Origin of the sequence: Paenisporosarcina sp., from assembly GCF_049671445.1 — a bacterium.
Classification (GTDB): domain Bacteria; phylum Bacillota; class Bacilli; order Bacillales_A; family Planococcaceae; genus Paenisporosarcina.
This window is the reverse complement of record NZ_JBATUX010000064.1, coordinates 1-20,222: the sequence shown is the minus strand read 5'-3', so window position 1 is coordinate 20,222 and position 20,222 is coordinate 1. Positions and strand designations below refer to the sequence as shown.

Below are 20,222 nucleotides of genomic sequence, written 5' to 3'. Positions count from 1 at the left end.
GAAAGCGATAGGCTTCCCTTCTGGTTGTGACAATCGTGTCACGTTTAACGCAAATATTTTTCGATTTTCGCTAAATGTTCTTTATATGTTACGGAAAAATGATTTTTCCCTTGTTTGTCTGCTAAGAAATACACATAGTCAGTTTCCGAAGCATTTAACACAGCGTTGATTGATGCACTCCCTGGATTTGAAATTGGACCTGGTGGCAAACCTTGTACTTTGTATGTATTGTAAGGATGGTCTATTTCTAAGTCATCATACAGTACGCGATCCTTATGTTCACCAAGTGCATAAAGAACCGTTGGATCTGTTTGCAAAGGCATTTTCTCTTTCATTCGGTTATTAAATACACTAGCGATTGTCTCTCGATCAGTATCTGCTGTCGCTTCTTCTTCAAGTAGTGAAGCAAATGTCAGTAACCAGTGGACTGATTTCTCTTTCTCTTCAAGAGTATCCATATGTGTAGTCATCGTTTTAGCTGTTGTTTTCAACATTTCATCAACAATAGCTTCCAAAGTTGGGTTTTCTTCATAATAAGAATAAGTTGCTGGGAATAAGTATCCTTCTAAATCATGACGTAATTTTTCTCCTTTAATCTCGTCAGTCAGTAGATCAGGATATTTAGCAATCATCTCATCGATAAATTCTTGATTTGTTACTAGTTCCATAAACTCTTTAGCACTATACGATGTTTTTTCTTCCACCCTTAAAGAGATTTCTTCAAGAGTTCGTCCCTCAGGAATAGTCATGCTAAAGACTGGCTCTCGATAAACTTTACCAGTTTTCAAACTTTTAATTAACTCGTCAAGTGTCATAGATTTAGATAAATCATATTTACCTGCTTGGAAATCAGATTCATTATTAAACTTCGCATAATACTTGAATACTCGAGCATCTTTAATAATTCCATTTTTCTCAAGTAACCCTGCAATCGAATCAAGATTCGACCCTATTTCGACATTTACCGGAATTGTGTCTTCTGCATTTTTGTCGACAGGTTGTAATGCACTTTTAACATATTTGTATCCGCTGTACCCAGCAATTCCTCCAACTATTAATACAATTAGTACAATAACGAGAACAATTCTTCTTACAATTTTTACCTCTTTTTTCTTTTCTTTCATACGATTAAACATAATGTCTTTTTTTGATTCTTTTTCCATGGGTTACCCCCCTCTATCTGACATTTATTATACAAGATTTTTACACAAAAGAAAAAGGCGGAATGATTTGTCATCATTCCGCCTTATTTTTAGTGAAGATTATTTTTCTTCTTCTTCTTCATCTTCTTCTTCTAAGAATGTGTTTAACATTTCTTCGATCATTGCCCACTCTTCGTCAGACTCGATTGGCATAAGTTCGCCGTCGTTACCGTCTTCAGATGGTGTGAAAGCAGAAGCATGAATTTCAATTTCTTCGTTTTCATCTTCTTCAGCACCTATTGGATAGTAAAGTACATAAGATTTGCTGAATTCTTCAGATTCAAATGTAAATAGAATCTCGCATAATTGTTCAGTACCGTTATCATCAACTACTGTAATGTTTTGTTGTCCGTGGTCCATGTTCGATCACCTCTTAATAGATTGACTATCTAAATAGCCTTGTAAAATCATCATTGCAGCCATTTTATCAATGACTTCTTTGCGTTTTTTTCGACTGACATCTGCACTAATAAGCATTTTTTCTGCAGCAGACGTAGTTAAACGTTCGTCCCATAAAATTACAGGTTTATCGAATGTTTGACGTAACAATTCTGCATAGTGTTCAGATGCTTCAGCACGGGGGCCAATCGAATTGTTCATATTCTTTGGATATCCAACCACAAAAGACGATACTTCGTGCAACTTCATTAATTCAGCGATTCTTTCGATGCCAAATACTTCATTTGCTTCGTCAATTTTAATAGTTTCAATCCCTTGGGCTGTCCAACCGAATGCATCACTAATTGCGACGCCTACGGTTTTAGTCCCAACATCTAAACCCATTACTCTCATACACTATGCCTCGTTATTCTTCTTGATGTAAAACTTAACAAGTTCTTCCAGAATCTCATCTCGCTCGAGCTTTCGGATTAAATTTCGTGCATCCTGATGGCGAGGAATATATGCCGGATCACCCGAAAGTAAGTAACCGACTATTTGATTAATTGGGTTATACCCCTTCTCTTCAAGCGCCGTATGGACATGAAGCATAACTTGCTTCACTTCTTGTTCCATAGACTCTTCCGGAAAATTAAACTTCATCGTCTTATCAAATGAATTCATGATCAGCACCACGCTTTCGGAGTTAAATCTAATTGTCTTGTACAAGCATATTTATAATACTTGTTAAGTATAACCGATTTCAACTATTTATTAAACGGATTCGACATAATCATACACAGAATGTAGTGCACCTTCAAGTTTCGACGAATCTTTTGCGCCAGCCATAGCCATATCTGGTCGACCGCCACCTTTACCATCACACTGTTCAGCCACATGTTTCACAATATTTCCTGCATGATATTTTCCACCACTTAAATCACTTGTGACACCTGCTATTAGCATTACTTTATCGCCTTCAGATGCACCTAAGACGATAACAGCTTTAGTCATCTTAGATTTTAAATCGTCCATCATTTGACGAAGTTGGTTATTGTCTTTTACTTGAACGCGTGATGATAACACAGTAACACCATCAATTTGTTGTGTCTGTTCTAAAATTGAAGACGCTTGGCTATTCGCAATCTTAGCTGATAATGATTCATTCTCTCGTTGAACTTGTCGAAGTTCTTGTTGCAACCCTTGAACGCGAGCAACCAATTCTTTTGGATTAGCTTTCAATGAAGCTGAAGCCTCTTCTAAGACACTTTCTTCCTCTTTAACGAGTTGATATGCCGCTTTACCAGTTACAGCTTCAATTCGTCGTGTACCAGCACCAATACCGCTTTCACTTACAAGTTTAAAGAAACCAATTTGTGAAGTGTTTGTCACATGACATCCTCCACAAAGTTCAAGCGAATATTGATCAATTGAAACAACACGCACTATTTTCCCATACTTTTCACCAAATAGTGCCATCGCACCCATTTGTTTTGCTTCATCAATTCCGTGGAAACCAGTAACCACTTGAATATCTTCCCATATCTTCTCGTTTACTTGTCTTTCAATTGTCACTAGCTCTTCTTTCGTCACTTGCCCAAAATGAGAGAAGTCAAAACGCAAGCGATCTGGACCAACATATGAACCTGCTTGATTCACGTGAGTTCCTAACACATCTTTTAATGCTTGGTGCAATAAATGTGTAGCTGTATGATTTTTAACCGTTGATTTGCGTAATGTTTGATCCACATTCGCCGTAACTTCAGCACCTGTCGTCAATTCGCCAGACTCAATAATCATGGTATGAAGATTTTGACCATTTGGAGCTTTTTGAACATCTTTGACAAAGCCTTTGAATAAGTCATTTTCAATGTGGCCGTGATCGGCAATCTGTCCACCACTTTCAGCATAGAAAGGAGTTTGATCTAGTACAACTTTAACTTCATCACCTTCTTGTGCTTGTTCCACTAGTTCTCCGTCTTTTACGATGACTAAAACTTTAGCAGAAGCAACAACTGTGTCATAGCCAATAAATGTACTTGTTTCTTTAATATTACCTAAAACTTCAGACTGTACTTGCATAGAGTCTACATCTTTACGAGCTGATCTAGCACGAGTTCGTTGTGCTTCAAGCGAAGCCTTAAACCCTTCATGGTCAACAGTCATGCCTGCTTCTTCAGCATATTCTTCCGTTAATTCTACTGGGAAACCATACGTATCATACAAACGGAAAGCGTCACTACCTGGGATCACCGTTAAGCCTGCAGCCTGTTGACTAGAAATAACAGTTGATAAAATTCCAAGACCATCTTGTAGAGTTTCATGGAAACGCTCTTCTTCATTTTTAATGACACGCATAATGAATTCTTTTTTTGCTGTAACTTCAGGGTAAAAGTCATTCATTATTTCCCCAATAATCGGCACTAATGTGTACATAAATGGGCGATCAATACCTAAATTTTTACCGAAACGTACAGCGCGACGTAACAATCGGCGTAATACATACCCGCGACCTTCATTTGAAGGAAGAGCGCCGTCCCCTATAGCAAAAGCAACTGTGCGAGTGTGATCTGCAATGATTTTAAATGCAAGGTCATCCTCAACGCTGTTACCATATTCTTTACCAGAGACTTCTTGTGTTTTGTTGATAATCGGCATAAATAAATCTGTATCAAAATTTGTCGGTACATTTTGTACGACACATGCCATACGCTCAAGACCCATTCCCGTATCGATGTTTTGCTTAGGAAGTGGCGTGTATGTGTGATCTGGATTGTGGTTAAATTCCGAGAAAACTAAGTTCCAAATTTCTAAATAACGATCATTTTCTCCACCTGCATACATTTCAGGATCTGTTAAATCATTGCCATAGCTCTCGCCTCGGTCATAAAAAATTTCTGAGTTTGGACCACTTGGACCTTCACCGATATCCCAGAAGTTACCTTCTAAACGAATAATACGTTCTTCAGGAATCCCAATTTCATCGCGCCAAATTGCATACGCTTCCTCGTCTTCAGGGTGGACCGTAATAGATAATAATTCAGGATCAAATGCCATCCATTTTTCGTCAGTTAAAAATTCCCACGCCCAGTGAATTGCTTCTTTTTTGAAGTACTCTCCAATTGAAAAGTTTCCTAACATCTCAAAAAATGTATGGTGTCGAGCAGTTTTTCCTACATTTTCAATGTCATTTGTACGGATCGATTTTTGAGCATTCGTGATGCGTGGATTTTCAGGAATCACGCGTCCATCAAAATATTTTTTTAATGTAGCGACACCACTATTAATCCAAAGAAGTGAATTATCGTTGATCGGCACGAGCGGCGCACTTGGTTCTATTGCATGCCCTTTTTCAATAAAGAAATCTAAATACATTCGTCGAATTTGTGCTGCTGTTTTCATTATTATTCCTCCTTAAAATAGAAAAAGCCCTCAATCCCTAAAAAAGGGACGAAGGCTTCAATTCGCGGTACCACCCTAGTTACAGCAGAACGTTCTCTGCTGTCTCTCGATTATGCCTTAACGCGGCTTACGACAGTGATTAGCTGCACTCAAGAGTAGCTTTCCATCCATAAACTTGAAGGTTCTTTCAGCCAAGGAACCTTTTTCTTTTGCAAGCCTCAAAGATGTACTTTCTCCATCAACGTTTTCATTCATTTGTTTAGAAGTATAAAAAATAAATGGCTTTGTGTCAATTCTCTTTTGCAAAGCACATGAAAATACTCCATTTTTTCGTTATTGCAATTAAACGTGAGCTCTATTTTTTACTTAACTCTTTAAGAATATACGCCAAAGGTCGTTCTGCCATCGAAGACAATCTCAGACTGTGATCTTCAAATGCTAAATTGGTTGTTACCGGGTTAGGGAAAATAACACATTTCAATCCAGCCGCTCGTGCTGCTTTTAATCCATTTAAAGAGTCTTCAAAAGCGACGGCTTCATCTGGGTTCACACCGAGTGCGTTTATGGCTTGAAGATATAATTCTGGGTCTGGCTTCACAGTCGTAACATCATCTCTTGTTTTGATTACTTCAAAGTAAGAAATAATGTGAAGCTGGGTTAAATATTTTTCTACCCAATCCCGTTTTGAACTGGAAGCCAATCCAATTTTCAATCCCGATTCTTTGGCTGCGATCAAATAATCTTCGACACCTTCTCTTAAATTAGGCTGACCAATCTTTTCGTGAAATAGTTGTGATGCCAACTCTCTAATTTCAGAAATCGTTGACGATTCTTTTATATTGTCCAAAATATATTTATCCAATACCGTATCATCTGTGCCAATGACTAATGCAAATTGTTCAATCGTCAAGTTCACTTCATGCTGGAATAAAGCTTCCTTATAAGCTTCATACCACACTGTTTCTGTATCAATAATCAGTCCATCAAAATCAAAAATAACTGCTTTTAACATTCTGGGCACCTCGTTTGAAAGTTTAGTCAATTTTACAAAATAATTAATTTCCATAAATCCACTCTCCTACCTCGGATTCCCAATTAATTATCAATAGTAATCATAACAAAAACACACGTTTAAATACAATTCATGTAAATAAACGTGTGTTTTTTATACAACTTTTCATCATTCAGCCATTTCTTCTAAAAAGTCATATGGCGTAGTCCCATTCATACCAACCAGCGGATGAATTTTCAAGTGATTGCTGGCCGTCAAGGATACTGGCCCTTCATTTTCACTCGTATCTTCGTCTTCGACAATCGGTTCGGTGACTGGTACATTTTCTTCACTCAAACGATCCTTAAGTGAAGTTAAACGTGCCAAATCATCAGTCCGTTCGATGCCGAATTTAAAAACATCTGCGTCTCCGCAAAGAATCAAGAAATTCTTCGCTCGCGTAATGCCTGTGTACAACAAATTGCGGCGAAGCATTTTCATGTAACTACGGACGACCGGCATTATAACAATAGGAAATTCGCTTCCCTGAGATTTATGAATCGAACAACAATAAGCAAGGGTTAGTTGACCTAAATCATTACGTTGATAGGTCACTTCAATGCCTTCAAATGACACAACCATCATATCTTGTTTTTCAACATTTTCATTCGCTTTAGAAATACTAATAACTTCACCCATATCGCCGTTATACACTTGACTTTCCGGTTGGTTAACGAGCTGCAATACTTTATCGTTAATCCGATACGTGGTTTCCCCGAACACTAATTCTTTACGTTTTTGCGTATCATTTGGATTAACCATCTGTTGGATCATTTTATTTAATGCATCAATTCCAGCCGGACCTTTATACATAGGAGCTAGGACTTGTAATTCTTTAATTGTATGGCCTTTGGCTAAGGCACTTTTTATGACTTGTTCCACAACTTTCGGTATTTGTTCCGGTCCAGCTTTAATAAAGGAACGATCGGTCGTCTTTGCGGTAATATTAGGCGGCAATTGACCCTTTTTCATTTGATGCGCTAGTTCAATAATCGATGAGCCGGCAGATTGCCTGTAAATATCTGTCAACTCTACAGTTGGGATGCGTTTTGAAGCGAGTAAATCCTTCAAGACTTGACCCGGTCCAACCGGGGGCAATTGATCTTGGTCACCCACAAAAATAACTTGAGCACCTTCAGGAATAGCTTTTAATAATTGATGTGCTAGCCATGTATCGACCATCGACATTTCATCAATGATGATGAGTTTGCCATTAATATCTCTTTCAGATTCTTCTTCCTTTTCCTGTCCGGTAAAGCCGAGTAAACGATGTATCGTCATAGACGGTAGACCTGTCGATTCATTTAGACGCTTCGCGGCACGACCCGTTGGCGCTGCTAAAATAATCGGGAAAGGTTCTTGCTTTTTCGCATAGTCTTTAGGATCGAGAGTTAAGCCATGTAATTCTGCGTATACTTCCACTAGTCCACGAACAACCGTCGTCTTCCCTGTACCTGGACCTCCAGTTAATAGCATGACTGAAGCGTTCATACCGAGTTCTATCGCAGCAATTTGAGTTTCTGCGTACGTAACACCTAGTCGCTCTTCAGCATCTCCCAATGCTTTTCTTATTTCAGATGTAGGAAAACCAGTTCTTTCTTGTTGTTCCGTCAGCAATGTTTCGAGTTTCGAGGCGATTCCAACTTCTGAAAAATACAATGATGGTAAGTAAAAACGTGACATTTCGCCAGCTAATTTTCCTTCTTCAACCAATTCAATACATGCGTTTGAAATCGCGTCAAAAGGAACTTCTTCAAATTGACTAGACTCGAGTAATTGTTTAACGTTTGGCAAAATCTGTTCTGCATGTAAATAAACATGACCGTCACTAAGAGAAGCTGCATTTAATAAATGGAAAACAGCCGCTTTAATACGATCAGGATGTTTACCAGTAAGACCTAATTTTGAACCTAGTTCGTCCGCACGATGAAACCCAACACCTTCAACGTCTTCAATAAGTCGGAAAGGATTTTTCATTAGCACATCGATTGTTTCTTCGCGATAAGTTTGGTAAATACGCATAGCAAGCTGTGGTCCAAAACCCCATCCATTCAATTGAATCATGACACGTTCTAACCCAAGATTTTGTTCAAGTGTATAGCGAATCGTCTCTTTTTTCTCTTTTGCAAGCCTAGGAACTACATCAAGAGCTTCAGGGTCATCTAAAATTAGTCGAATCGCATCTTTGCCAAGCTTTTTAACAATGGTTTCAGCTGTTTTTCTACCAATTCCATGGAACAAATCACTCGATAAATAATGAATAATGCCTTGTTCAGTTTCAGGAACGTCTTTTGCAAACGTTTCAACTTGAAACTGTGTTCCATACTTTGGATGTTGCTTAATTTGTCCTGTAAATCGATAGCTGTCTTCATTCATTAATTGAGGGAAATAACCGGTTACGATAATTTCTTTGTCTTCGTAGGTTGAATTTGTCTCATCGATTTTGAGTTTGACAATGGAGAATAAGTTAGTGGAGTTATGAAAAATAGTGACGACAGGTTTGCCTTTAATAAACATCTCTTCTTTTTGAAATAAATCGATTTGATTTGGCAAAACTGTCGCCTCCTAAAATAGTAATCGTTATTTTCTTAATGCAATCATGTCATGTACATAACGAGCTTGATCGAAGTTTGGTTGCAAAGTGAACGCTTGTTTTAAATGATATAGCGCATCATCAGTGCGATCTGTAGATACCGCATATAAAACACCTAGATTGTAATGTGCATCTGCATTGTTAACGTCTTCAAGAATTACATACATAAATTCAGGTTCAGCTTCTTTAAACATTTCTAAAGCAGCTAATCCAATACCATAAGATAAGCGGATTTGAACGTCAGTTGGGTCAAGTTCAGCAGCTCGCTGTAAATACGGTAGTGCAAGTTTCGGATTTTCTAAACGTTCGAAACATTTACCTAACATAAAGTAAGCATCTGCACCTTGAATTTCAAATTTAATTGATTTTTCATAGAGTTTTGCTGCCTCTTCATAACGTTCTTGTTCATAATACAAATTGGCTAGCCCATAAAATGCAGTAGCTGCCGTTGGGTCAAGTGTAATTGCCTTTTGAAAAAAACGCTCCGCTCGTTCTGTTTCGTTCATTCGAGCTAACAAATTCCCAAAGTTAATATAACCTAGTGGATTATTTGGTTCTTCTTCAATAGAGTTATTAAAATGCACCACTGCTTGTTCATAATCCTTATTTTGAATGGCTGCAATGCCAAGTTCTAATTCATTCATCGTCTCACTCCTAATCCATTAACCAACGTAAGTTAATTTTTTTCCGTTTTTCATAACCTCATCGATTGTACCGCCACCTAAACAAATGTCCCCATCATATAAAACAACAGCTTGACCTGGTGTAATAGCGCGCACTGGTTCAGCAAATGTAATAATGGCTCCGTTAGAAGGAGTTAATTCTACTTCTACTTTAATGTCTTCTTGGCGGTATCTGAATTTAGCTGTACATGAGAATGTTTTGTTTTTTGGTTCAGTTGTTGTAAAGCTCATATTTACTGCCGTTAATTGATCAGAAAATAACGCTTCATGGTGTATATTTTGCCCAACAAGTAATTCGTTTTTTTCGAGATTTTTCCCAAGAACAAACCAAGGATCTCCTGCTCCGCCAATGCCTAAACCTTGACGTTGACCGATTGTGTAATACATTAATCCGTCATGACGTCCCATTTTCACGCCATCCATCGTTACCATTTCACCAGGTTGAGCCGGTAAATATTGGCTTAAGAATTCCTTGAAATTGCGCTCACCAATAAAGCAGATTCCAGTAGAATCTTTTTTAGTTGCTGTTGCAAGTCCCGCTTCTGCAGCGATTTCACGAACCAATTTCTTTTCAAGATGGCCAATTGGGAACATAACTTTTGATAATTGGTCTTGAGACAATTGATTTAAAAAGTATGTTTGATCTTTGTTATTATCAAGTCCACGAAGAAGTTGAGTTTCCCCATCTACTTCTTTTACTTGAGCGTAATGGCCAGTCGCTAAATAATCAGCGCCTAAACTCACCGCGTGCTCTAAGAACGCTTTAAACTTAATTTCTTTGTTACACATTACGTCAGGATTTGGCGTTCTACCGGCTTTATACTCTTCTAAGAAGTAAGAGAATACTTTATCCCAGTACTGTTTTTCAAAGTTTACCGAATAATAAGGAATACCGATTTGATTACATACTTTAATAACATCATCATAATCTTCAGTAGCTGTACATACACCGTTTTCATCAGTGTCGTCCCAGTTTTTCATAAAGATTCCGATTACATCATAACCTTGTTGTTTTAATAAATAAGCCGCAACGGATGAATCAACACCACCCGACATGCCAACAACGACACGTGTATTTGCAGGATCTTTTAGTTGTTGCATGATTTTCACCTTTTCTATTTTATATTTTTTTATTAAAAAGGAGCATCAAAATAAATCAACATGCTATTTTGAGCGGACTTTTGAAGATTCTTTCTATTTCACAAGTCGTTTGACTATAGTAGCTGTTATAATAGCCGCTTCTTTTACTTCCGCATCCGTTATCCCGTAGCCAAAGCTAAAGCGAATAGAATTACGTAATTCACTTGCCTCTTCGCCGTACATAGCGACTAGCACGTGAGAAGGATTAATTGAACCCGCTGTGCATGCTGAACCACTCGAAACACTCAATCCCGCCATATCTAAATTAACGAGTAGTGATTCGACGTCGGTACCTACAAAGCTAATATTCAGGATATGTGGAAGCATTAATTGTTCATCACCATTTACTTTAAAATCAACTTCAGCTTGTCCAAAAATTGAAATCATTTCATTTTTATAGCGATGATATTGTTCGCGTTTTTCTTCCATCGATTGTTGCGAGATAGAAACTGCTTCAGCAAACGCCAAAATACCCGGAACATTTTCAGTTCCAGCACGACGCTTTCGCTCTTGTTGCCCGCCAAAGAATTGCGGTGATAACTTCGTTCCTTTTCGTTGATATAAAAACCCAATCCCTTTAGGACCATTAATTTTATGTGATGAAACTGATAATAGATCGACTTGTAATTGATCAACTGAAATTGGTAGCAATCCGTATGCTTGAACAGCATCTGTATGGAACGTTGCCTTGTGATCTTTTAATAATTCGCCAATTTCTTGAATTGGTTGTATAGTACCCACTTCGTTATTACCAAGCATGATGGTCACTAATATGGTATCGTCACGTAATGCTTGTTTCACATCTTCGACAGAGACTCTTCCCTGTGGATTTACAGGTAAATAAGTGACATCAAATCCTTCCTTCTCAAGCTTTTCACATGCTGTAAGAACCGCATGATGCTCAATCTGAGAAGTAATAATATGTGAACCTTCATGTTTTCTAGCAAATGCGGTACCAAAAATCGCAAAGTTATCGGCTTCCGTCCCGCCACTTGTCAAAATAATATCCTGGTCTTTCGCACCGATGCTACTTGCTAACAATTGTCTTGCGTTATCTAATTGTTTCCGCGCTTCACGACCAGTCGCATGAATGCTCGAGGGATTGCCATACGTTTGCTCCATGGTTTCCATCATTTTTTTAATTACTTGTGGATGTACGGGTGAAGTGGCTGCGTGGTCTAAATAGATTCTATTCATGTCGTACTCCTTTATTAATTATTCAAAAAGTCGCCCATTACATTTGCAAAAGGAAACAGCAGGATTAGCTTGTTATTGTCATAAAGATCCTATTTCCGCGTCTCTTTTCTTTTTGAATAAAAATTTAAATATAAAACATATAGCCATCATCAGACGGGGATTCACTGTATTTGGCTAAATCTTCGATTGTCGTCGTATCTAATACAGTCTTCACTGCATCTCGAATGCGTGACCATAATTCTCGTTGTGGAGGAGCTTCGTTCTCAATGCCTTCAACAGGTTGAATCGGTCCTTCTAAAACACGAATAACATCCCCAGCAGAAATTAAATGTGGGGGTTTTGATAGCTTATATCCACCGTGTGCCCCTCGGACACTCTTTACAAGTCCAGAGTTACGTAGTGGAGAGACTAATTGTTCTAAATACGCCTCGGATAAATCATTTTCTGATGCTATTTTACGGAGTGGCACAGGACCTTCTCCAAATTGTTTGGCCAGTTCAATCATGATCGTTAAACCATATCGACCTTTTGTCGAAATTCTCACGTTATTCACCTCTATAAATCCTCTAAATTCATTTACATAGTATAGCACATTTCCGACTAATCGCCTTTGAAATGACTTTTCACAAGTGACCACGTATAATAGAGAACAAATGTACGAATTTAGGAGGTGCATCGATTGCAAAACGAACCACTTGCTTATCGAATGAGACCACATAAAATAGATGAAATCGCTGGTCAACAAGACATTATTGGTAAACACACACCCTTATATAGAATGATAGAAAATGGACATGTTCCGTCCATGTTGTTGTATGGTGAACCAGGAATTGGCAAGACATCTCTTGCTTATGCTATCGCCGGAACTAGTAATCTTCCATTTATTGCGCTCAATGCTACTCGTTCAGGCAAAAAGGATATTGAAGACGTTGTTAATGAATCACGCGTTACTGGAAAAGTGTTATTGTTTTTGGATGAAATTCATCGTTTCAATAAACTACAACAAGACACCCTCCTCCCTCACGTTGAAAATGGTTCGATTGTGTTGATCGGAGCGACAACTGAAAATCCTTTTCATGATGTGAATCCTGCCATTCGTTCTCGTTGCGGGGAAATTAAACAACTGAAACGATTAACGTCAGATGATTTATTAAAACTTATACAACGTGCTTTGAGTGACGACAAGCGCGGCCTTGGACGACAGAAGATTGAAATATCACAACAGCAACAATTAAAAATTGCGGAATCCGCAAATGGCGATGCTAGAAAAGCGTTAACCATACTAGAATCTGTCGTTTCTGCTTCTGATGAAGAAGACGGTGTCACCGTCGTTGACGATGCATTACTTCAAAACTTGGTGGACCGTATCGGGGTCTTTGGAGACAAAAAAGGTTCTCATTTCTACAACTTATTGTCCGCTTTGCAAAAATCCGTACGAGGAAGCGATGTAAATGCAGCGATGTATTATTTAGCACATCTGCTTGAAAATGGTGATTTAGTTGCTGTGTCAAGACGTCTACTCGTGATGGCATACGAAGATATCGGGATTGCGAATCCTGCTGTAGGTCCTCATGTTCTCGCAAGTATTCAAGCTGCAGAAAGATTAGGACTTCCTGAAGCCCGTATTCCATTAGCAAATGCCGTTGTTGAAATGTGTTTATCGGAGAAATCAAACTCTGCATACAAAGCAATTGATGCCGCTATTGCTTCCATCCATGCAGGTAAAGTCGGCGATATTCCAAGTCATTTAAAAGATACACATTACGCCGGAGCGGCCGCTCTTGGTCACGAAGGATATCAGTATCCACACAATACGCCGATTGGTTCGTTCGGCGGTTGGGTCAATCAAACGTACTTGCCAGATAACTTGGTCGGAACGAAATACTATGACCCGGTTTTAGCTGGCGAAGAAAAGAAACTCGCTGGTATTTATCAAAAGTTAGAGAGCTTTAAACAAAAGAAGAAGTAAATCGCTGGGAGTAGCGATTTACTTCTTTTTTTGGTTTGGAAAGGCGGCATGGAATTAGGAGGGAATTAGGAGGGAATTGGATAGTTGAGAAAATAAACACAAAAGTTGCGACTTTAGAGCAACAGATTAAAAATGGACGTTGATTAAAACATCAGCTTCATTAACAATTGGAGAATCTTAATTTGTCAGCCCAACGCTTACGCGATGGCCTGCTTTTTTGCGAGAGAATCGAGTGGGAATTAGGAGATATTTGGATAGTTGCAACGAAATCTTGAAAGTTGCAACGAAAAAAGAAAAGTTGCAACCAAATCGTGAAAGTTGCAACCAAATGAAGAAAGTTGCAACGAAACCACAAAAATAGTCCTAACTATTTGAACCCGCTCCTTTTAACCAGTCATTTCACATGAAATCAACGAAAAAGACGACCATTTCTGGTCGCCTTCCATTAGTTCTAGTTCGTACGCACTCGATTAACTGGAATTTCTTTTGTTATGTCATTTATTACCCAGCTCGCTGCTACTAATCCAGCTACAGAAGGAACAAAGGCATTTGATGATGGTGGCATCTTCGCTTTACGAATTTTTGCATCTGGTTTTCCAACCGTCTCTACGACATCTTCTCTGACTATGATTGGACTTTCATCTGAAAAGACAACCGGAATCCCTTTGTAAATTCCTTCTTTACGCAGTTTTTTGCGAATGACTTTCGCTAATGGATCTGTATATGTTTTTGAAATATCTGCAATTTTAAATCGAGTAGGATCTGTCTTGTTTGCTGCACCCATACTTGAAATAATTTTCACACCACGTGTTAAACATTCTTTCATTAAATGTATTTTATAAATAATCGTATCGGAAGCATCAATTACATAATCCACATTGTGGCTGAAGAACTCCTCATATGTTTCTTCGGTATAAAACATGTGTAAATCATGTACTTCACACTGAGGATTAATATCTAAAATTCGTTCTTTCATGACTGCTGATTTCGAACGCCCTACGGTTGAAGTGTACGCTACTAATTGGCGATTAATATTAGTAATATCGACATTATCTTTATCTACCAATATGATCTTTCCAACACCGCTTCTTGCACATGCTTCGGCTGCAAATGACCCAACGCCACCTATACCTAAAATGGCAACTGTTGTATTTTTAAGAAGATCAACACCTTCTGAACCTATTGCTAATTCATTTCGAGAAAACTGATGTAACATGTAATGCCCTCACAATCTGTATCGTTTTAGTCGGGATTATACTCAATAAAAACCCCCTAGCTCGAAAAAAGCTAGAGGGATTATACATAATGTAGGACGAATCCCAATCGTGCCGTCATTATGAAGCGTATCGTTTTGAACCCGCACACAGCAGGTGGGTATCCACTTTATAACTTTAAAGGTCCCCTGGGGGCATGTTTGCCATTACAAAAGGAGGATTCCCTACGATAAAATAGTTCGGTCAAAATCGATGTGGCAATTAACGAACACATCAGGATTCGTGTTACCTGTATAGTATCATATCCATTTTTAGAATACAACTATCTAATCCTATTATATTTAACTTTTCTGAATACTTACTTTTAAAGATAAATCTTTCAATTGAGCTTCTGAAACAGCACTTGGTGCCTTTGTTAAAATGTCGCTTGCACTAGCAGTTTTCGGGAACGCAATCGTGTCACGTAAGTTTGTACGTCCTGCTAATAACATGACAATTCGGTCAAGACCTAATGCAATACCACCATGAGGAGGCGTTCCATATTCAAAAGCCTCGAGTAAGAAGCCAAATTGAGCGGTTGCTTCTTCTTTAGAGAATCCAAGGATGCTAAACATTTTTTCTTGAATGTCGCGTGAATAAATACGTAGTGATCCACCACCGAGTTCATAGCCATTTAACACCATGTCATATGCTTGTGCGCGTACTTCTGCAGGATTAGTATCCATTAATTCGATGTCTTCTACAAATGGCATTGTGAATGGATGGTGAGCTGCGTAGTAACGACCATCTTGCTCGTCATATTCAAACAACGGCCAGTCAATTATCCACAGGAATGCAAACTTGCTTTCATCAATTAATTGAAGTTCTTTTCCTAATTTCAGACGAAGAGCTCCCAGTGAATCAGCTACAACTGATTTTTTATCAGCTACAAATAATAATAAGTCTCCTGCTTCAGCTTGAAGTGCATGAGCTAATTTCTCTCCTGCTTCGCCCTCGAAGAATTTCGCAATTGGTCCTTTTAGTCCTTCTGCATCAACTTTTAGCCAAGCAAGACCCTTCGCACCATGTCTTCCGGCAAACTCACCTAGAGCATCGATGTCTTTACGTGAATAGTTGTCAGCTTTGCCTTTAACATTAATTGCTTTTACTTGTCCGCCACTCTCAACAGCTCCAGCAAACACTTTAAATGATGATTGTTTTACTAGAGCAGAAACATCTTGTAACTCTAAACCAAAACGGACATCTGGTTTATCTGAACCAAAACGGTCCATTGCTTCAGTGTATTTCATGCGTTGGAAAGGAGTTTCAATGTCAATTCCTTTAACATCTTTTAAGAGTTTTTTCATCATGCGTTCGTTCATTTCTAAAATGTCATCCATAGACATGAAACTCATTTCCATGTCTATTTGTGTGAACTCAGGTTGACGGTCTGCGCGTAAATCTTCATCGCGGAAACAACGAGCGATTTGGTAATACTTATCAAATCCAGACACCATCAACATTTGTTTAAATAATTGAGGTGATTGTGGCAACGCATAAAATTCTCCGTCATGCACACGACTTGGAACTAAGTAATCACGTGCTCCTTCTGGTGTTGATTTCGTTAAAATAGGTGTTTCAACTTCAATAAATGTTTCTTCATCTAAAAATCGACGAATCGATTTTGATACATCAGAACGCATTTTTAAAATGTCATACATCACTGGACGACGTAGATCTAAATAACGGTATTTTAAGCGTAAGTCTTCCCCAACATCACTTTGGTCTTCTATAGCAAATGGTGGGTTTTTAGCTTCATTAATAATGGTCACTTGTGAAGCTTGCACTTCAATTCGTCCAGTTTTCATGACTGGATTCACTTGAGATTCTTGACGAGCAACTACTTCACCCGTTACTTCAACTACATACTCATTGCGTAAGCTATCTGCAACTGCTAATGCTTCTGCTGAAATGGCTGGATTAAAAACGATTTGTACGATTCCTGTGCGGTCACGAAGATCCACAAAAATAAGTCCACCAAGATCACGTCTTTTTTGAACCCATCCTTTTAATACGACTTGTTGCCCAATTGCTTGTTCTGCTACTTCTCCACATGGATGTGTACGTTTTGTCATGCTAATTCCTCCGTTGCTTTAGATGCGATTTCAGTAAAGTTTTCGACTATTTCTTCAAACGTCAATTGTTGTTGATTACCATTCGCTAAGTACTTTAATGAAATTTTGCCCGTTTCAAGCTCATTGTCCCCGATTACAACCGAAAACTTAGCATTTAAACGATCAGCTGATTTCATTTGGGCTTTTATTTTACGATCTAAATAATCCATTTCTGCGGAGATATTGTTTTGACGTAGCTGTGAGACAAATGACACTGCTTTATCTTTCGCTGCTTCACCCATTGCCACTACATAGACATCAAGTGTAGGAAGGTTTTCAAAATTCCCTCCTTCTGCTTCTAAAGCTAATAACAATCTTTCAATGCTCATACCAAAACCAATACCCGGAGATTCTGGACCACCTAAATCTTCAACTAAACCATTATAGCGACCACCACCAGCAAGTGTAGTGATAGCACCGAACCCTTCACCCTCGCTCATAATTTCAAAAGCAGTGTGATTATAGTAATCGAGTCCGCGAACTAAATTTGGATCGACTTCATATTTAATGTTTAAAATTTCTAGGTAATGTTTAACTTTTGCAAAATATGCAGCAGAATCTTCATTTAAGAAATCTGGTAAATTCGGCGCTGTAGCCAGTAAAGGATTATTACGATCCACTTTACAATCAAGAATACGTAATGGGTTTTTTTCTAATCGATTTTGACAATCCGAACAAAACTCTTCAATATGCGGTGAGAAGTGCGCAATTAATGCACCACGGTGTGCTTGTCGACTTTCGGTATCACCTAGCGAATTGATTACTAACTTTATCTTTTTCAATCCAGCTTTTTGATACACACTCATTGCTAGTGCCATGACTTCTGCATCTATACTTGGATCTTTACTACCAATTGCTTCAACTCCAAATTGAACGAATTGACGATAGCGACCTGCTTGTTGACGTTCATAGCGGAACATAGGTCCTGTGTAATATAGTTTTACGGGTTGATTTGCTAAACCAAATAATTTATTTTCGACAAAAGAGCGAACAACGGGAGCTGTTCCTTCAGGACGTAAAGTTAATGAGCGCTCTCCTCTATCGGTAAATGTGTACATTTCTTTTTGGACGATATCGGTTGTGTCACCAACACTTCTCGTGAAAAGTTCAGTATGCTCGAAAATCGGCGTTCGAATTTCTTTGTACTGAAACAATCGACAAGTATCACGAATAAGTTCTTCAACTGCTTGCCACTTTTCAGTTTCACCTGGTAATAAATCTTTTGTTCCTCTTGGCACATTAATCGACATATTAATGGCTCCTTTCTTATATCAATATAAAAAAGCTCCCGCCCCTTGCGCACATACGCAAGGGACGAGAGCTTTTGTAAGCTTCCGCGGTTCCACCCTAGTTGACACAAAGTTCGTGTCCTCTCAAATCCGGATAACGGCCGGTCCCGTTTTCGCCTACATTACTTCAAAGAGTATTTCGACGAAAAGCCTTTCAAGTGTTGTTCACTGAGTGCTTCTGTAGGAAAGATTTCAGCCACGTCTTTCCCTCTCTTAACAGCGTGTTAAACAGTTACTTTCTTGGTCATTGGCACTTTGTTTGATTCAGATTATACCTTATCTTAATGACTGAACAATAAGATGTCAACCTTTTCTCAAAAAGTTATAGTCTTTTTGCTGAACAGTCTTTACAATGTACACAAGGAGGTATTTTATGCGAAAATTTCAACTTCGACAAAATGCACAAATTTTTATTGGACTTATTCTATTATTATCTCTAATTCTCCCTTCACTTACACATGCCAATGGTGAAAATATTCAATCGACCGTATCAAACCTCCATATGAGATCTGGCCCTGGTCTTGCGTATCCAATTATTGGCTCTCTAAAAATGGGAGATCAAATGAGTGTTCTCAAAAAACAAGGTGAATGGACTAAAGTGCGTCGTGGATCTGCTGAAGGTTGGGTGGCTTCATGGTACACCAAACAACTAGGTCAAAAAGCCAGACAATCTGAACAACTCATTGTGTCCAAAGTTGACCGACTAAATGTTCGTTCACAAGCCTCGGTTGGTGCTGCTGTGCTTACACAAATGTCAGCTGGTGATCAAGCGAAACTTATCGCGAATCATGGCAAATGGGTCGAAATTTCTTATAACCAAATTAAAGGTTACGTCGCAAAAGAATACATAACTATTCAAACGAACAAGACACAGACTACTACACCAAAAGTGAACAATAGTAATCAATTTGAAGTCTCTGTGAATAGCTTAAATGTTCGCTCTAAACCTGACTTGACAGCAAAGAAAGTGATGATTGTAAAAAAAGGTGAACGTTTTAAAGTCCTTGAAAAGCAACATAACTGGGTAAAAATCGAACTACCTGGTAAAAAAACAGGTTGGGTTTATTCTTTCTATGGAACTCTAGTTGCATCTAATGGGAATACTCCTGAAAAATCGCAGGAAAAACAGCCAAAAAATTCAATATCGAAAAAAGTTTCAATTGTATACAATGGTACAAACTTACGATCTTCCCCTTCCACTTCAAGTGAGGTAGTCTATCGAGCGAATGCTGGTGAATCATTCGAAACCATTGCACAAAGTGGTGATTGGTACCAAGTTAAATTACCGAAGGGTTCAAAAGCATTTGTAGCTAGCTGGGTTGTTTCTACAAATGCACCTAAAAAAGAAACTGAAAAACAACAGTCGAAAGTAAACCGAAAAAAAGGCACTCTAAATGGCCTAACACTTGTTATTGATCCTGGCCATGGTGGCAATGACAGTGGAACGACTGGCGCACGCGGCACACATGAAAAAGGTATTACGCTTCGTACAGCTGAATCATTAGCTAGTAAACTTCGTTCTGCAGGCGCTAATGTCGTCATGACACGAGATTCAGATGTCTATGTTGATTTGCGTAAACGTGTCTCAATTGGCCACCAATTAGCAGCAGATGCATTTATTAGCGTTCATTACGATGCTACTGATAGCAGTTCAATAAATGGATTCACTACGTATTACATGCATGGCTACCAAAAAGAACTTGCAAAAAGTGTTCATAGATCTCTTGGAGAAAAAATCAATTTGCGTGACCGCGGAGCTCAGCCTGGTAACTACTTAGTTCTTCGGGAAAATCGTCAGAAAGCCATTTTGATTGAACTTGGTTTCTTAAGTAATCCCTCTGAAGAAAGAACGTTAACAACTGAAAAATTCAGAGAGCAAGCGACTCTAGGGATTTATAATGGTGTCGTCAACTTCTTTGATACTCAAGCAAACTAAAAAACTCGTCCGAGA

Annotated in this window: 16 protein-coding genes, 1 other RNA gene and 2 other annotated features; of the genes, 2 read left to right on the top strand and 15 right to left on the bottom strand. The window is 38.6% G+C overall.

Annotation, left to right across the window (positions count from 1 at the left end):
- Positions 1–44: 44 nt before the first annotated feature.
- From mltG to cymR, 11 genes are all read right to left on the bottom strand, one after another.
- The gene (gene mltG / locus WBG45_RS08275) at positions 45–1,163 is read right to left on the bottom strand and encodes an endolytic transglycosylase MltG (protein WP_424413634.1); all 1,119 of its coding nucleotides are present in this window, start codon (positions 1,161–1,163) and stop codon (positions 45–47) included.
- 99 nt (positions 1,164–1,262) lie between these two features.
- Complete coding sequence (locus WBG45_RS08270) at positions 1,263–1,562, bottom strand: DUF1292 domain-containing protein (RefSeq protein WP_024534428.1); 300 nt, start codon at positions 1,560–1,562, stop codon at positions 1,263–1,265.
- 6 nt (positions 1,563–1,568) lie between these two features.
- On the bottom strand, positions 1,569–1,994 hold the full coding sequence (gene ruvX, locus WBG45_RS08265; protein WP_424413632.1) for a Holliday junction resolvase RuvX: 426 nt from the start codon (positions 1,992–1,994) through the stop codon (positions 1,569–1,571).
- A gap of 3 nt (positions 1,995–1,997) precedes the next feature.
- Positions 1,998–2,264, bottom strand: coding sequence for an IreB family regulatory phosphoprotein (locus tag WBG45_RS08260; protein ID WP_024534426.1), 267 nt, complete (start codon positions 2,262–2,264; stop codon positions 1,998–2,000).
- A 90-nt stretch (positions 2,265–2,354) separates the two neighbouring features.
- Positions 2,355–4,982: an alanine--tRNA ligase gene (alaS, locus tag WBG45_RS08255; RefSeq protein ID WP_424413630.1), complete on the bottom strand. Its 2,628-nt coding sequence runs from the start codon at positions 4,980–4,982 to the stop codon at positions 2,355–2,357.
- A gap of 41 nt (positions 4,983–5,023) precedes the next feature.
- Positions 5,024–5,233, bottom strand: a binding site (T-box leader).
- Between the two features lie 104 nt (positions 5,234–5,337).
- Positions 5,338–5,994: an HAD family hydrolase gene (locus WBG45_RS08250; protein ID WP_424413858.1), complete on the bottom strand. Its 657-nt coding sequence runs from the start codon at positions 5,992–5,994 to the stop codon at positions 5,338–5,340.
- Positions 5,995–6,162: 168 nt separating this feature from the next.
- Positions 6,163–8,586, bottom strand: coding sequence for an ATP-dependent RecD-like DNA helicase (locus tag WBG45_RS08245; protein ID WP_424413628.1), 2,424 nt, complete (start codon positions 8,584–8,586; stop codon positions 6,163–6,165).
- Positions 8,587–8,613: 27 nt separating this feature from the next.
- On the bottom strand, positions 8,614–9,270 hold the full coding sequence (locus WBG45_RS08240; RefSeq protein ID WP_424413627.1) for a tetratricopeptide repeat protein: 657 nt from the start codon (positions 9,268–9,270) through the stop codon (positions 8,614–8,616).
- Positions 9,271–9,288: 18 nt separating this feature from the next.
- Positions 9,289–10,410, bottom strand: a complete 1,122-nt coding sequence (gene mnmA, locus WBG45_RS08235) for a tRNA 2-thiouridine(34) synthase MnmA (protein WP_424413626.1) — start codon at positions 10,408–10,410, stop codon at positions 9,289–9,291.
- A gap of 93 nt (positions 10,411–10,503) precedes the next feature.
- Positions 10,504–11,646, bottom strand: a complete 1,143-nt coding sequence (locus WBG45_RS08230) for a cysteine desulfurase family protein (RefSeq protein WP_424413624.1) — start codon at positions 11,644–11,646, stop codon at positions 10,504–10,506.
- Between the two features lie 124 nt (positions 11,647–11,770).
- On the bottom strand, positions 11,771–12,190 hold the full coding sequence (gene cymR, locus WBG45_RS08225; protein WP_024534419.1) for a cysteine metabolism transcriptional regulator CymR: 420 nt from the start codon (positions 12,188–12,190) through the stop codon (positions 11,771–11,773).
- Positions 12,191–12,325: 135 nt separating this feature from the next.
- Here cymR and WBG45_RS08220 point away from each other — a divergent pair, with 135 nt between their 5' ends.
- Positions 12,326–13,615, top strand: a complete 1,290-nt coding sequence (locus tag WBG45_RS08220) for a replication-associated recombination protein A (RefSeq protein WP_424413622.1) — start codon at positions 12,326–12,328, stop codon at positions 13,613–13,615.
- Between the two features lie 451 nt (positions 13,616–14,066).
- Here the strand turns inward: WBG45_RS08220 and WBG45_RS08215 are convergent, their stop codons facing one another.
- The 4 genes from WBG45_RS08215 to hisS all read right to left on the bottom strand — a co-directional run bounded on the left by WBG45_RS08215 (position 14,067) and on the right by hisS (position 18,232).
- Positions 14,067–14,831, bottom strand: a complete 765-nt coding sequence (locus WBG45_RS08215; protein ID WP_424413620.1) for a tRNA threonylcarbamoyladenosine dehydratase — start codon at positions 14,829–14,831, stop codon at positions 14,067–14,069.
- 96 nt (positions 14,832–14,927) lie between these two features.
- A non-coding RNA gene (ssrS, locus tag WBG45_RS08210) (6S RNA) lies at positions 14,928–15,112 on the bottom strand.
- A gap of 58 nt (positions 15,113–15,170) precedes the next feature.
- Complete coding sequence (gene aspS / locus WBG45_RS08205; RefSeq protein WP_424413618.1) at positions 15,171–16,943, bottom strand: aspartate--tRNA ligase; 1,773 nt, start codon at positions 16,941–16,943, stop codon at positions 15,171–15,173.
- On the bottom strand, positions 16,940–18,232 hold the full coding sequence (gene hisS, locus WBG45_RS08200) for a histidine--tRNA ligase (protein WP_424413617.1): 1,293 nt from the start codon (positions 18,230–18,232) through the stop codon (positions 16,940–16,942). The genes aspS and hisS overlap by 4 nt, the downstream gene beginning before the upstream one ends.
- A 57-nt stretch (positions 18,233–18,289) precedes the next feature.
- Positions 18,290–18,528, bottom strand: a binding site (T-box leader).
- 116 nt (positions 18,529–18,644) lie between these two features.
- On the opposite strand from hisS, the gene WBG45_RS08195 reads away from it, so the two are divergent.
- Positions 18,645–20,207 (top strand): SH3 domain-containing protein, encoded by a 1,563-nt coding sequence (locus tag WBG45_RS08195; protein ID WP_424413615.1) that lies wholly within the window; start codon positions 18,645–18,647, stop codon positions 20,205–20,207.
- The last annotated feature ends 15 nt before the right edge of the window (positions 20,208–20,222 follow it).

What these genes read in the sequence shown, in the direction of transcription:
- WBG45_RS08270 (WP_024534428.1), bottom strand. Translation starts at nt 1,562, where the DNA reads ATGGACCACGGACAACAAAACATTACAGTAGTTGATGATAACGGTACT.
- WBG45_RS08250 (WP_424413858.1), bottom strand. Translation starts at nt 5,994, where the DNA reads ATGTTAAAAGCAGTTATTTTTGATTTTGATGGACTGATTATTGATACA.
- WBG45_RS08240 (WP_424413627.1), bottom strand. Translation starts at nt 9,270, where the DNA reads ATGAATGAATTAGAACTTGGCATTGCAGCCATTCAAAATAAGGATTAT.
- hisS (WP_424413617.1), bottom strand. Translation starts at nt 18,232, where the DNA reads ATGTCGATTAATGTGCCAAGAGGAACAAAAGATTTATTACCAGGTGAA.
- alaS (WP_424413630.1), bottom strand. Translation starts at nt 4,982, where the DNA reads ATGAAAACAGCAGCACAAATTCGACGAATGTATTTAGATTTCTTTATT.
- WBG45_RS08260 (WP_024534426.1), bottom strand. Translation starts at nt 2,264, where the DNA reads ATGAATTCATTTGATAAGACGATGAAGTTTAATTTTCCGGAAGAGTCT.
- WBG45_RS08215 (WP_424413620.1), bottom strand. Translation starts at nt 14,831, where the DNA reads ATGTTACATCAGTTTTCTCGAAATGAATTAGCAATAGGTTCAGAAGGT.
- mltG (WP_424413634.1), bottom strand. Translation starts at nt 1,163, where the DNA reads ATGGAAAAAGAATCAAAAAAAGACATTATGTTTAATCGTATGAAAGAA.
- mnmA (WP_424413626.1), bottom strand. Translation starts at nt 10,410, where the DNA reads ATGCAACAACTAAAAGATCCTGCAAATACACGTGTCGTTGTTGGCATG.
- WBG45_RS08230 (WP_424413624.1), bottom strand. Translation starts at nt 11,646, where the DNA reads ATGAATAGAATCTATTTAGACCACGCAGCCACTTCACCCGTACATCCA.
- WBG45_RS08195 (WP_424413615.1), top strand. Translation starts at nt 18,645, where the DNA reads ATGCGAAAATTTCAACTTCGACAAAATGCACAAATTTTTATTGGACTT.
- ruvX (WP_424413632.1), bottom strand. Translation starts at nt 1,994, where the DNA reads ATGAGAGTAATGGGTTTAGATGTTGGGACTAAAACCGTAGGCGTCGCA.
- aspS (WP_424413618.1), bottom strand. Translation starts at nt 16,943, where the DNA reads ATGACAAAACGTACACATCCATGTGGAGAAGTAGCAGAACAAGCAATT.